A 13907-nucleotide genomic window follows, 5' to 3' on the forward strand; every position below is an offset into this window, starting at 1 on the left:
TCCCACATACAAGCCACCCTCCCCACCCCCCCCCCCCCCCCCCCCCCCCCCCCCCCCCCCCCCCCCCCCCCCCCCCCCCCCCCCCCCCGCTGCTGTGGTGACGCCGCCCCGTCGGCGGCGGCCCGTGTGCGTCAGGCCGCGTCGCGCCAGGTCGGGGCGTGGGCCGCGGCCCAGGAGGTGGCCGCCCTTCGGCGGGCCGCCGACGGGAGCCAGGGGGCTCCGTTGCGGCGGCGGGCCCCGTCGCGTTCCCGGGCCTCGCGGGCCGCCTCCTCCGCGCGGGCCGCCAGCACCGCCGACAGGACCGCCGCCACCGCGGCCACCTCCTCGGCGGTGGGCGACCCGCCCGTGATGCGCCACACCTGGCTCGTGGCCTCCTCCGGCAGATCGCTCACCGCGCTCACCGCTCGTACCGCCATGGTTCCTCCTCGGGCCGGCCGGTCGTCCGGCGTCACTGGGGCTGGTTGCCGTGCTTGCGCGTGGGCAGCGGCGCGTGCTTGTCGCGCAGCATGGCCAGCGCGCCGATGAGCGCGGAACGGGTGTCGGCGGGGTCGATGACGTCGTCGACCAGACCGCGCTCCGCGGCGTAGTAGGGGTGCATGAGCTCCCGGCGGTACTCCTCGATACGGGCCGCGCGGGTGGCGTCGGGGTCGTCGGACGCGGCGATCTCGCGGCGGAACACCACGTTCGCCGCGCCCTCGGCGCCCATCACGGCGATCTCGTTGGTGGGCCAGGCCAGCGCGATGTCCGTACCGATGGAGCGGGAGTCCATCACGATGTAGGCGCCGCCGTACGCCTTGCGCAGCACCAGGGAGATGCGCGGCACGGTGGCGTTGCAGTACGCGTACAGCAGCTTGGCTCCGTGCCGGATGACGCCGCCGTGCTCCTGGTCGACGCCGGGCAGGAAGCCGGGCACGTCGACGAGGCTCACCAGCGGGATGTTGAAGGCGTCGCACATCTGGACGAAGCGCGCGGCCTTCTCCGAGGACTCGATGTCGAGGACGCCGGCCAGCGTCTGCGGCTGGTTGGCGACGATGCCGACGACCTGGCCGCCGAGCCGCGCGAGCGCGCAGATGATGTTGGGCGCCCAGCGTCCGTGCACCTCGAAGTAGTCGCCGTGGTCGACGATCTCCTCGATGACGGCGTGCATGTCGTAGGCCCGGTTCGGGTCGGCGGGCACGAGGTCGAGCAGCGACTCGTTGCGCCGGTCCGCGGGGTCGTCGGCCAGCTCCGACGGGGGCAGCTCGCGGTTGTTGGACGGCAGGTACGACAGCAGGTGGCGCACGTCCTCCAGGCAGTGCTCCTCGTCGTCGTACGCGAAGTGGGCCACGCCGGAGGTGCCGGCGTGGACGTCGGCGCCGCCCAGGTCGTCCTGGGTGATCTGCTCGCCGGTCACCGCCTGCACCACGTCGGGGCCGGTGATGAACATCTGCGAGGTGCCGCGCACCATGAAGACGAAGTCGGTGAGCGCCGGGGAGTACGCGGCGCCGCCCGCGCAGGGGCCCATGATGACGCTGATCTGCGGGATGACACCGGAGTTGCGGACGTTGCGCTGGAAGATGCCGCCGTAGCCGGCGAGGGCGGTGACGCCCTCCTGGATACGGGCGCCCGCGCCGTCGCAGAGACCGACGATGGGGGCGCCGGCCTTCTCCGCGAGGTCCATCAGCTTGTGGATCTTCTGGGCGTGCGCCTCGCCGAGCGCGCCGCCGAAGATGCGGAAGTCGTGGGCGTACGCGAAGACGGTGCGGCCGTCGACGAGGCCCCAGCCGGTCACCACGCCGTCGCTGTAGGGCTTGCGCGCCTCCAGGCCGAAGCCCGTGGCGCGGTGCCGGCGGAACGGCTCGGTCTCGGTGAACGTGCCCTTGTCGAAGAGCAGTTCCAGCCGCTCGCGGACGGTGAGCTTGCCCTTCTTCTTCTGCGCCTCGGTGGCCTGCGCGCTGGGGCCGGCCAGCACCTGCTCGCGCAGGTCCGCCAGCTCCGCCACCCGCCCGGCCATCGACGCGGGCGAGGGGCTGGGCGGCCGTTCCTCAAGGATGCTCATGCCTGTCCTTTCCAGATGCGGGGGAAGGTGGTTCTCGTCGACGCGCCGGGCGGCGCGGAACACCGTGCACCGGGCGTGCGCCTCGGCATACCACTCATAGTGGGAAATTCCGCTACAGGTCTTCTTGAGGTTGCCTTGAACCGCCGTCGGGCCCCACGTGGCGGGGGCGACCGTGCGAGGCGGCCGCGCCCCGCCCGGTGAGCGCCGGGTGCCGGGCGGGGGCGGCCGCTCCCCCGGCGCGTCAGGCGCGCCAGGCTCCGGCCGCCGCGGCGTCGGCCGCGTAGGCGGCGAAGGCGCGCGGCTCGCGGCCGAGGGCCTCGCGGACGCCGTCCGACACCTTCCGCTCGAAGCCCTGGGCGATCGGGTACATGGCCGCGGCCCACAGCTCCGCGTCCGGCTTGGCGACGCCCTGCCCGACGAGCTCGGCGACGAACTCGTCGGCGGTGAGCGGCGTGTAGCGGACGGTACGGCCGGTGGCCTCCCGGATCAGTTCCAGGACCTCGGCGAGGGTCACGGGCGCGGGCCCGGACAGCTCGTACGTGCGGCCGGCGTGGCCCTTCTCGGTGAGGGCGGCGACGGCGACGGCGGCGATGTCCTCGACGTCGATCCAGCTGGCGGCGCCGTCACCGGCGGGGAGGCGCAACTCCCCGGCCAGGAGGCCGTCGTTGAAGAAGCCCTCGCTGAAGTTCTGGGCGAACCAGCCGGGCCGCAGCACCGTCCAGTCCAGGCCGCTGTTCCGGACGGCGGCCTCGCCGGCGAGGAAGTCCTCGCTGGTCTCGGCGGCGGAGCCGTAGTAGCCGGGGGTGTCCACGCCGCGCGCGGACAGCAGGACGAGGCGCTCCACCCCGGCGCGGGCCGCCGCCTCGACGAACGCGCCGGTCCTGTTGGCGCCGTCGAGCTGGACGATGTACACGCCGCGGACGCCGTCGAGGGCGGGGCCCCAGGTGGACTCGTCCAGCCAGTCGAAGCGGTGCTCGGCGTTGCGGGACGCGGAGCGCACCGGCACGCCGCGCTCGGTGAGCTGCCGTACGACGCGGCTCCCGGTCTTTCCGGTGCCGCCGATCACGAGAACGGGTTCGTAGGTCATGGCCGGAGACTAATTCCGCGATCGCGTGCGCAGACCGGGCGATGGGCCGGGAATGGGCGGGCGGTGAGGGCACCGGAGGACGATCGCATTCGCGGCCCTGGCATCAGAGGTCGCCACGGTCGAGAGAATTGGGAGTTCCCTGCATGACTGCCCTCACGAACAAGACGGCTTTGGTCACCGGCGGCAGCCGGGGCATCGGGCGTGCCATCGCCAAGCGGCTGGCGAAGGAGGGCGCGCTGGTCGCGCTGACCTACTCGAGCGACGAGGCCGCCGCCAAGGAGACGGTGACCGCGATCGAGGCCGACGGCGGCCGCGCCTTCGCCTTCCGCTCGGAGCTCGGTGTCCCGGGTGACGCCGCCGCCCTGTGGGCGGAGTTCGACGCCCGCATCGGCCAGTACGCGGACACCCCGGGCCTGGACATCCTGGTGAACAACGCGGGCGTCGCCGGCCCGGGCCTCATCCACGAGGTCTCCGAGGAGGACTACGACCGCGTGTTCGCGGTCAACGCCAAGGCCCCGTTCTTCATCATCCAGAAGGGCCTGGAGCGGCTGCGTGACGGCGGCCGCATCATCAACATCTCCTCCGGTGTCACCAAGGTGGCCTTCCCGGGCATGACCTCCTACGCGGCGACCAAGGGCGCCCTGGAGGTCCTGACGCTGACGCTGGCCCAGACCCTGGGCTCCCGCGGCATCACCGTCAACGCGGTGTCGCCGGGCACCATCGAGACGGACATCCACCCGTGGATGGCCGACCCGGCCGCCAAGGCCCACGCCGCCGGCTTCTCGGTGTTCAACCGGGTCGGCCAGCCCGAGGACGTCGCCGACGTGGTGACCTTCCTCGCCTCGGACGACGCCCGCTGGGTGACCGGCCAGAACATCGACGCGAGCGGGGGTTCCGGCCTGGGCATCTGACCGGTTCGGCACAGAGGGGCCTTCTTCCGTCCCGCACGCGGAAGCCAGCCGCCCCCTCCCCCTCGCAGAGAGGGGAGGGGGCGGCTCCTTCGTGTGCCCCTTCCCGTGTGCGAGGGGCCCGCGGGCGGCCGGTGAACGCCGGAGCGGGCCTCCGGTCGCCGAGGGTTCGCCTCGCCGTCCGAAGGCCCGCTCCGTCAGCCGGAGGCCGCGGGGTCAGGGCTTGATGCTGAGCGCGTGCCGGAAGAGGTTGTGGGGGTCCCAGGTCCGCTTGGCCGTCTGGAGGCGGCTGTAGCCGTCCTTGAAGTAGAGCGTGCCCCAGTGGACGCCGGAGGTGTTGAGCGCCGGGTCGGCCAGGTCGGAGTCGGCGTAGTTGATGAACGCGCCGTCGTTGACGCCGCCGGGCCGCGGGACGCCCCCGGTGGCGGCGTGGACGTCCCGGTAGAACTCCCGTACCCAGGCGATGTTCTGGGCGTCCTCGGCCTCGGTGGCCCACAGGTCGATGAAGAGCATCTTGATGATGGAGTCGCGCTGGGCGGTGGCCGTGGCGCTGGACGCGAGCTGGTTGGCCCTGGCGCCGTAACCGGCGATCTCCACGAGGGCGGCCGGGTTGTTGTAGTCGGTGCGGTTCAGGTGCTTCCAGAACGCCTTGAGCTGGGCCGCGGGGAACGGCTTGCGCAGGTAGGCGGACTTGGCCTTGAAGCGGCCCTTGCCCTCGAAGCCGCTGCCGCCGAGACCCGGCCAGTTGAGCACGTTGTACAGCCAGTCGACGCGCTTGCGGGTGTCGACGCGGTACGTCAGGCCGGTGCCGGCGACGATCGCGGCGAGGTAGTCGTCGAGGAGCTTGTCGGCGTCCGGCACGGCCGAGTCGATCTGGGTGGTCATCAGGAACTCGCCGGCCGAGCGGTGCCGCGGCTTGATGGCGCTGAAGAGCTTGGCGTACGGAGCGGTGGGCGACTGGTTCGCCGCGTGCCACGCCGAGAAGTTGTAGAGCAGCCTGCTGAACGCGGCCTCGGTCATGCCGGTCCAGGAGAAGGCGACCTCGGAGAGGATCAGCTCCCGGGGGGCCTTGGGCAGGAGCGCGGCCGGGTCGGCGCCGGTCGCGCCCGGGGTACGGAACCAGTAGCGGGTGACGATGCCGTAGTTGCCGCCGCCCGCGCCGGTGTGGGCCCACCACAGCTCGCGGTTGGGGTCGTCCTGGGCGCAGGTGGCGACGACCTTGCGGGCCTTGCGGTCGGCGCCGACGACGACGATCTCGATGGCGGCCAGGTGGTCGACGGTGACGCCGTGCGAGCGGGCCAGCGGGCCGTAACCGCCGCCGGGGACGTGGCCGCCCACGGCGACGGACGGGCAGGTGCCGCCCGGCAGGGTGACGCCCCAGTTGGTGTAGAGCGTCTCGTAGACGGAGCCGAGCCGGGCGCCGGGCTCGATGGCGAACGCGCGGCGCGTGGAGTCGTAGCCGATGGCCGTCATGGCGGAGACGTCGATGAGGACGCGTATCTCCGGGTTGGTGCTGAAGTCCTCGTAGCAGTGGCCGGCGCTGCGCACGGTGAAGCGCAGGCCCTGGTCGAGGGTCTCCTGCACGGCCTGGACGACCTGGTCGGCCGTCTTGGCCACGAGGACGTAGGCCGGCGTGCCGATCCAGCGGCCATTGGCACCGGTGACGAGCGAGGCGTAGCGCGGGTCGTCGGGCGTGACCTTGACGAGCGCCTCGCCGGCCACGGCCTCGGCCGGGGTGGGCGTGTCGGCGTACGCCTCGCCCGCCCAGCCGCCGATGGCCGGGAGGGCCAGGGCGGCGGCGCCGCCGGCTACCGCGCTGTTTCGCAGGAACACCCGGCGGGAAAGTCCGGTCATTGCGAGGTACCTCCGTGAGGATGTGATTCCGGGAATTGCGGATTTCGCTGTGGGGGTGTGGGTTCGAACCGCATGGGTACGGAACTCGACAACCACAGCCGTTCCTCACGCGGAGGTGGCATGGGTTTCATGACGTTCAGCCCCAATGGCGCCGAACGTTATAGGCCAGTTCCCACCGTCGGGTAACCCCTGACCAATTCCATTTGTGTGCCCCGTTTGAAATGCCGGAACGCCGGCTCGGCCGGCGCCCCGGCGGGCCGTTCACATCGCGCGGGCGCGGGCCGCGCGGCTGTGGGCGAGGACGTCGACGGCGCGCCAGGTGCGCGGCTGTCCTTCCACCGGGGTGTAGGCGACGGCCGACGCGGTGGCCGCGCGGGTGGTGTCGCAGACCTGGATGGTGCCGGCGGGGGCGGTGCTCAGCAGGCCCTGGCAGAGGTCCAGAAGGGCGCCGTTGACGGAGGGCGGCAGGGCCTCCCCCGGGTGGAAGCGGACGAGCGCCTGACCGGTGGCGACGGAGGCGTGCAGGACGACGCCGCGGCGCGACTGCGGACGGGCCGGGTACGCGCCGGTGCCGCCGGGTGCGGCCAGCGCCTCGCGCAGGGCCGCGGCGGCGCGGACGGCCCGCAGGGCGGCGCCGTCGTCGCTCTCGGTACGGAAGACCCCCAGGGTGACCGGACCTATCGTGGCGACGGGCTCGCCGCCGAACCGTTCGATCTGCCGCTGGGCGGTGGCGCTGGCGCACTCCAGCAGCTCGTCCATGAGCTCTTCGGGGTACGCCGTGAGGCCGCCGCCCGGCAGGGGCCCGGGGACCCGGGTGCGGGCGAGGAGGACGCTCAGGCGCTGACGCTCCGTCACCATGCCGGTGCCCTGCCCGGGGACCGGGCGGCGTGCCGCGACCGGCCGGGCGGCCGCGGCCGTACGGACCGGGGCGGCGCCGGGGCGCGGACCGTGCGGCGGGGGCACGGCGCGGGCCGGGGCGGGCCGGCCGGGGGCGGGCCGTTCGGTGAGCTGGGCGGGCGGACCGCCGTTGACACGGCCCTGCCGGGCGGCCGCACCCGGGGCGCCGGAAAGGCCCGGGGCGCCGGTCAGGGGGCGGGGCCTGGCGGCGGCCGCGACCGGGCCGGCCGGGGTGGCCGGGGTGGCGGGTTGCGTGCCGGGCCGGGTGGTGGGCGGCACGGTCCTGCCGTGGTCCCGGGCGGGCGCGGCGGGTGACACCCTGGTGAGCGGACGGTGCCTCTCCGCCCATGGCGCGGCGCCTCCGTCGGCGGCGGCCGGGCCGGTGCCGAGGGCGGTACCGCCGCCGAACACCGGGACGTCCAGGAGGTCGAGGGCGGGATCCTGGGCGAGGATCGCCTGCTGCAGGCGGCGCAGTTCGTGTCCCGGCTCCAGGCCGAGGTCCTCGATGAGGGTGGCCCGGATGCGGTTGTAGACGCCGAGGGCGTCGGCCTGCCTGCCGCACCGGTACAGGGCGAGCATCAGCTGGCCGGAGCTGCGCTCGCGCAGCGGCTCCGCCTCCACGGTGGCCTCGATCTCGCCGATGACGGCGTAGTGCTGGCCGCAGCTCAGCCGGGCCTCGAAGTAGTCCTCCAGGACGTCGAGGCGGGCATTCTGCACGGCCGTCAGCTCGGGCCACATGATGCCGATCTCGACGAGGTCGGCGAGGACCGGGCCGCGCCACAGCTCCAGCGCGCGGCACAGCAGGGCCAGGGCCTCGTCCGGGGAGCCGGCGGCCAGCTTGGCGCGGCCCTGCGCGACCCACATGCGGAAGAGGTGGAGGTCGACCCGGTCGGGTTCGACGCAGATCATGTAGCCCGGTACACGGGTGACGAGTTCCGCGGAGGACCCCCCGGCCGGGGCGTGCGTCCCCAGCAGGCCCCGCAGGCTCCAGACCGCGTTCTGCAGGATCTTGCGGGCGGTCGCGGGAGCGTTGTCGGCGCCCCAGAGGGCCGACAGGAGGCGGCTGGTGGGGACGACCTGATTGGCCTGGAGCAACAGATAGCCCAGGGTCGCGCGCTGCTTCGTCCCCCCGAGGGGGACCGGTACGTCGTCCGATGTGACTTCGAGCGGTCCCAGCATCCGAAAGCGCATGTCTCCCCCACGTCCGAGCCGATGGGCTCTGCCACTTGACCCGGAGATTACAAACCAGCAGTCCGGTTTGTCAAAGAGACATACGCCGATCGACTATGCGGACGACACGCCCGGACGCCGCCGACAGCTCCGCACCACCGGTGACGTCGCGTCAAAACAGCAGGCCAGAGGGCCCGGACTGGGAAGAAGTCCGGGCCCTCTGGGGGTTCCGCCAACCCCCGATAGCCGGGAGTCGAGAGGCGAGGTGATGCGGTGGCGAGGTGGCCGCGAGGTGATCTACGCCACCGAAAACCAGACCGGACGGTCTGTTAACGGATCACCACGCGGCGAGGATGGTGCCTCACTGGGGGGCGAGGGCGGCGCCGTCGGTGTCGCGGATGACGGCGCACACGTCCCGCAGCCCCGTCTCCAGCCGGCCGATCTCCTCGTCCGTGAGGTACACGGACGGCTCGAAGCGCAGGGTGTTGACGGCGCTGGACGTCGGGAAGACGCGGACGCGGTGCGCGCGCAGCAGGTGCCCGGCCACGAAGTAGCCGAAGAACCCGCTCAGCGCCACCTGCCGCAGCGGCTCGGCCGCCGCACCCGACTGGTCGTGGAACTCCAGCCCGAGCATCAGCCCGCGCCCGCGGACGTCCTTGACGACCTCGGGGAAGTCGTCCCGGACGGACCGCAGCATGGCGAGCAGCCGCTCCCCGCGCTCGGCGGCCGTGCGGTACACGGCTCCGCCGTCCGCCTCCATGAGCTCCAGCACCTTCAGCGCGACGAGGCAGGAGAAGCTGTCCTTGGCGAAGGTCGAGCTGTGGGCCAGCTCGAACTGACCCCGGTACAGCGGCCTGCGGACCAGCATCACCGCGGCCTTGGCGATGCCGCCGCCGAGGCTCTTGGCGAGGGTGTAGTAGTCGCCCTTCAGGCCGAGCCGCGTGGCGGCCAGGAAGGTTCCGGTGCGGCCCATGCCGGTCTGGATCTCGTCGATGACGAGCGGGATGCCGGTCTCGGCGCACACCTGCTGGATCTCCTCCGCGAACGCGGGGGTCAGCTCGTGGATGCCGCCCTCGCCGAGGACCGGCTCCAGCACGAACGCCGTGAACAGCGGGAAGTCCCGCTCGACGAGCTGGACCTCGCCGCCCTCGACCGCCAGGTCGAGGACCGTGGCCCGCTCCTCCTGGACGATCTTGCGCAGCGCCCCCGGCTGGTCGCGGGGCACGAATCGCGCCTGCGCGGCCAGCGCCCGGAACGGCAGCCGGTAGACCTCGTTGTGGGTCAGCTGGACGCTGCCCGCGAGCTTGCCGTGGAAGCCGCCCTCGGGCACCAGGAACAGCGGCTGCCGGGTGAACTGCGCCTCGTTGCGGCGGCGCACCTCGGCGGCCAGCTCCTCCGCGGAGTCGGCGAGCCCGGCGGGCAGGACGGCGGTGCCGGCGGCGACCCGCGCGGTCACCTCCGTGAGGTGCCCGTCGATCTCCTCGGCCAGCGCCGCCACGCGCAGGCCGCGGTCGAGCTCGGCGTGCTTCATGGCCGCCTCGTTCGCCTCGGCGCCGCTGTTGGCGAAGATGGCGTAGTACGACTCGTCGTCGCCGCGCTCCCGCTGGATGATGCGGTTGAGCGCGGCCGCCACGTCGTTGGCGTACGGGTGGCGGGAGAACTGCGCGTGGACGGGGGTCCCGCCGTCGAGCAGCTCCTTGGCATACGCGTTGATCTCGGGGTGGTTGTGCCCGAGCATCAGCGAGCCGTAGCCGCCGACGAAGTCGGTGACGGGGATCTCGTCGCCGTTCTCGCCGCGCAGGTAGAGGGTGTTGCGCTCGCCGCGTACGTACTCGGCGTCGAGGCCGCCGGAGGCGAGTACCTCGAGCAGGAAGGGCTCGGCGTACTCCGATCCCGCGGCGTGCGGGGTGGTGTTCTCGGTCATCTGACGCCCCTTCAGGCCGTGGTGACGGTCTCTTCGCGGGCGCCCGCGGGGGCCCCCGCGCCGGCCTGCGCGGCGGCCTCGCCCGGGACCTCGGCGGAGTCCGGAGCGCCCTCGTCGGCCTCCGGGGCGGCCTCGCTGCCGATCGCCGGGATCTGCCGGAGCAGGGCGAGGACGATGACGGCCGTCAGCACCGCGAGCCCGGCGCTGACCCAGGCCGTCATGTGGAAGCCGGCGGTGAAGGCGTCCCGCGCGGCGGCGACGAGCTGGCCCGCCTGCTCCGCCGGGAGCGACTCCGCGGCGGCGGTGGCACCGCCCACCGAGTCGCGCGCGGCCTCGGCGGCCGAGGCCGGGATGCCGGCCGGGGCGGACTCGGCGACGTCGCCGCGGTAGACGGCGACGGCGACGCTGCCGGTGACCGCGATGCCCAGGGCGAGACCCAGGTCGTAGGCGGTCTGCCCGGTCGCGGCGGCGGCACCGGCCTTCTCCGGCGGCGCCGAGCCGACGGCGAGGGCCGTGCCGAGGACGCTGATCGGGGCGACACCGAACATGACGACCGCCAGGCCGATCGAGGCCGGTACGACACCGTCCTTGTCCCCGTCGGCGGCGACGGTCAGGGCGAAGCCGACCAGGGTGACCAGCAGGCCGGCGGTGATGACGTACGCCGGGCGCATCCGCTTGGCGAGCACGGGGGTCAGCTGGGAGCCGACGATGAGGCCCACCGCGCCGGGCAGCAGCCACAGACCGGCCGCCAGCGGGCTCAGCCCGCCCGCCACCAGCAGGTACTGGGGCACCAGGTACTCGACGCCGTTGAGCGCCATCATGCCGAACAGCAGGGTCAGCAGTGCGCCGGTGAAGGCGCGGCCGCGGAACAGGCGCATGTCGAGCAGGGGCGTCTCGAGGCCGTTCTGCCGGCGGACGAACACCACCGCGAGGACGACTCCGGCGACGATGGCCACCAAGTTGACGGTGGACCAGCCGTCCTCGGCGAACTTCTTCACGGCGTAGACGATCGGCAGCATCGCGGCGAGGAACAGCACGACGCTGGCGAGGTCCATGCGGCCCGGGTTCGGGTCGCGGTACTCGGGCAGCAGCACGGGCGCCAGGAGCAGCGGCACCAGCATGACCGGCACGCCCATGAGGAACACCGAGCCCCACCACCAGACGTCCAGCAGGACGCCGCCGATGACGGGGCCGATCGCGATGCCGACCGAGAGGGAGGTCACCCACATGGCGATCGCCGTGGCGCGCTGCTTGGCGTCGGCGAACATGTGGCTGATCAGGGAGAGGGTGGAGGGCAGGACGGCGGCGCCGGCCACGCCGAGGAGGCCGCGGGCGACGATGAGCACCTCGGGGCTGGTCGCGTAGGCGGCGAGCAGCGAGGAGGCGATCACGCCGAGGGAGCCGAGGATCAGCAGCCGGCGCCGGCCGAGCCGGTCTCCGAGCGTGCCCATGACCACCAGGAAGGCGACGGTCATGAAGCCGTAGATGTCGGTGGTCCACAGCAGCTGGGAGCTGCTGGGCTGGAGGTCGGCCGCGAGGTACGGGGTGGCCAGCCACAGCACGCCCAGGTCGGCTGTCATCAGCGTGACCGGGAGCAGCAGCACCAGCAGTCCGAGCCACTCGCGTGGTCCGGCCCGCAGCTCCGCCGCGGGTGCGGTGTTGGAGGACATGAGTGAGGGGGTCCCTTCTTCTGCCTGATGGTTCAGTACGTCGCGGGGGGCGCCGCGGGCGCGGGTTCGGCCGTGCCGTGGGTCCGCACGCGGGCGGTGATCTCGGCGGCGATGGTGGTGGGGTCCTGCTGCGGCTGCCAGTGCGAGGTCTCGTCCAGGGTCACCAGCCGGTAGGGGCCGGTGACGTGCCGGGCGGTGTGCTCGACGGCCAGTTCGCTGACGGCCGTGTCGGTGCGGCTGTAGACGAACGTGGTGGGCACGGTGACCGGGCCGAAGTCGAGCGGGTCACCGAGCAGGTCGTTGGCGCGGTACCAGTTGAGGGCCGCGTCGAGGGTGCCGGGGCGCGTGTGGGTCGTCACGTACCGCGCGATCTGCGCGTCCGTCAGGACGCCCTCGCCGGCCTGGGTGAACCAGGCGTGGAGCTGCGCGGCGCCGTCCGCGAGGAAGTGCTCGGCGGCGCCGTCCGACACGAGGAACTTCACGTACTGGGAGCTGCGCTGCTGCTCCTCGTCGACGCGGTACGCGTGCTGGTAGGCGTCCAGGTGGGGGATGGCGAGGGCCGTCAGGGTGCGCACCCGGTCGGGCCGCTTCGCGGCCAGGTACCAGGCGACGGCGGCGCCCCAGTCGTGTCCGACGACGTGGGCGGTCTCGACGCCGAGGCGGTCGAGGACGCCGAGCGCGTCGGCGGCCAGGTGCGGCAGCCGGTAGGCGTCGACGTCCGCGGGGCGGGCGCCGGGCGAGTAGCCGCGCTGGTCGGGGGCGATGGTGCGCAGCCCGGCCGCGTGGAGGAGGGGGGCGGTCTCGGTCCAGGACTCCTTGTTGTGCGGGAAGCCGTGGAGCAGCAGGACCGGTTCGCCGTCGAGCGGTCCGTCGACGGCGACGTCGAAGACGAGGTCGTCCAGGGTGATCTGCATGGTGGTCGCCGCCCGTCAGTTCCGCGGTCCGGCGAGGGCGGCCTCGATCTCGGGGTCGTGGAGGACCGACGGCGGGTCGACCAGGCCGATGACGCGGGAGTACGCGCGGGCGACGGCCGCGTCGCGGGCGGCGCCGTCCTGGACCTGGGCGATGAAGGCGTGGGCGGCCTGGACCTCGGGGGTCCGCTCGCCCTCGACCTCGGGGAAGCTCAGGTCGGCGCCGACGGCCATCTCCCAGCAGCCGTCGACCGCGTCCGTCGCCAGGTCGCGGAAGTACGCGAGGGCGTCCGGGCGTCGGTTCTCGGCGACGTGCTTGCGCAGCACGAGGGAGCCCATCGCGGCGACGGTCATGCCCTGCGCGTAGCTGGGGTTGAAGCTGCACACGGCGTCGCCGATGACGAGCAGGCCGGACGGGAAGTCCGTCATGCGCTGGTAGTGGCGGCGCAGGTTGGTGGGGAACTTGTAGGCGACCGGGTCGTCGAGCGGCTCGGAGACCTGCAGCACCTCGTGGATGTCGGGCGCGGCGAGGGACTTGATGAAGCTGATGAAGCCCTCGGGGTCGGTGGGCGGGTGGTCGCCGAGGATGCCGTACGCGGTGACGATGGCGCGGTCGCCGTCGATCTTCTGGCAGATGGCGCCGCGCGGGATGCCGGCGGAGGCGACGGTGTTGATGGAGATGTTGCCCTCGAACGCCTCGTCGGGCACGCGGTAGTAGCGGGTGGTGTAGCCGAGGCCGATCTTGTGCTTCTCCTCGGGCACGGCCTCGTAGCCCAGCTCCTCCAGCCAGACGGAGGTGCGTGAGCCGCGGCCGGTGGCGTCGACGACGAGGTCGGCGTCGAGGGTCTCCTCGGCGCCGTCGCGGGTGACGACGACCCCGGTGACCTCGCGGCCGTCCGCCTCGGTGCGCAGGCGCAGGATGGTGGCGTTCTCCAGGACGCCGACGCCGTCGAGGGCCAGCACCCGGTCGCGGACGTGCCGCTCCAGGAAGGGGCGGCTGGAGGTGAGGGCGACGAGGCCGGACTCGACCTGCACCAGGCGCTTGCCGTTGATGATCCAGCGGACGTCGCCGGCGACGTCGCCGGTCTGGGCGCCGTCGGCCCTCATCTCGTCGGTGATCCCCGGGAAGTACTCCTCGGTGATCTGCTGGCCGCGGGCCAGCAGGCCGTGCAGGTGGTGGCCCTGCGGCAGGCCGCGGCGCAGGTCGCCGGGGCCGGTGAGCTCGTCGCGGTCCACGATGACCACTTCGGCAAAGGTCTCGGACAGCGCACGTGCCGCGAACAGTCCCGCCATGCTGCCGCCGAGCACTATCGCGCGGCCTTCCCGATCGTTGATCATGGCGATTCGATCTCCTTGAATTCGCTGGGGATTCCCGGGGCGGGGCCACGACGAACTCGCCGAAGAACTGCCGTGACTTCATATCGCGTGAGCCCGCGTAAGAAGGTATC

Annotated in this window: 10 protein-coding genes; 1 reads left to right on the plus strand and 9 read right to left on the minus strand. The window is 73.0% G+C overall.

Translation table 11 applies throughout. The features are described from left to right. Positions 1-131: 131 nt before the first annotated feature. The 3 genes from AC07FJ_RS32270 to AC07FJ_RS32280 form a co-directional block, all read right to left on the minus strand. Positions 132-416, minus strand: coding sequence for an acyl-CoA carboxylase epsilon subunit (locus AC07FJ_RS32270; RefSeq protein ID WP_479052751.1), 285 nt, complete (start codon positions 414-416; stop codon positions 132-134). 32 nt (positions 417-448) lie between these two features. Beyond that, positions 449-2038, minus strand: coding sequence for an acyl-CoA carboxylase subunit beta (locus tag AC07FJ_RS32275; RefSeq protein ID WP_479052752.1), 1590 nt, complete (start codon positions 2036-2038; stop codon positions 449-451). Between the two features lie 241 nt (positions 2039-2279). Next, positions 2280-3125 (minus strand): NAD(P)H-binding protein, encoded by an 846-nt coding sequence (locus tag AC07FJ_RS32280; protein ID WP_479052753.1) that lies wholly within the window; start codon positions 3123-3125, stop codon positions 2280-2282. Between the two features lie 143 nt (positions 3126-3268). On the opposite strand from AC07FJ_RS32280, the gene AC07FJ_RS32285 reads away from it, so the two are divergent. Continuing rightward, positions 3269-4036, plus strand: coding sequence for an SDR family oxidoreductase (locus AC07FJ_RS32285; protein ID WP_479052754.1), 768 nt, complete (start codon positions 3269-3271; stop codon positions 4034-4036). Between the two features lie 213 nt (positions 4037-4249). On the opposite strand, the gene AC07FJ_RS32290 is transcribed toward AC07FJ_RS32285, so the two are convergent. From AC07FJ_RS32290 to AC07FJ_RS32315, 6 genes are all read right to left on the minus strand, one after another. Then, complete coding sequence (locus AC07FJ_RS32290) at positions 4250-5887, minus strand: FAD-binding oxidoreductase (protein WP_479052755.1); 1638 nt, start codon at positions 5885-5887, stop codon at positions 4250-4252. A gap of 261 nt (positions 5888-6148) precedes the next feature. After that, positions 6149-7963 (minus strand): AfsR/SARP family transcriptional regulator, encoded by a 1815-nt coding sequence (locus AC07FJ_RS32295; RefSeq protein ID WP_479052756.1) that lies wholly within the window; start codon positions 7961-7963, stop codon positions 6149-6151. A 352-nt stretch (positions 7964-8315) separates the two neighbouring features. Then, positions 8316-9878 (minus strand): aspartate aminotransferase family protein, encoded by a 1563-nt coding sequence (locus AC07FJ_RS32300; RefSeq protein ID WP_479052757.1) that lies wholly within the window; start codon positions 9876-9878, stop codon positions 8316-8318. A gap of 11 nt (positions 9879-9889) precedes the next feature. Then, on the minus strand, positions 9890-11548 hold the full coding sequence (locus tag AC07FJ_RS32305; RefSeq protein WP_479052758.1) for an MFS transporter: 1659 nt from the start codon (positions 11546-11548) through the stop codon (positions 9890-9892). 32 nt (positions 11549-11580) lie between these two features. Further along, entirely contained in the window at positions 11581-12462 is an 882-nt protein-coding gene (locus tag AC07FJ_RS32310) for an alpha/beta fold hydrolase (RefSeq protein ID WP_479052759.1), read from the minus strand. Between the two features lie 15 nt (positions 12463-12477). Beyond that, on the minus strand, positions 12478-13797 hold the full coding sequence (locus AC07FJ_RS32315) for an FAD-dependent oxidoreductase (protein ID WP_479052760.1): 1320 nt from the start codon (positions 13795-13797) through the stop codon (positions 12478-12480). Positions 13798-13907 lie beyond the last annotated feature (110 nt).

The sequence above is a fragment of the Streptomyces sp. NPDC045998 genome (assembly GCF_056430285.1).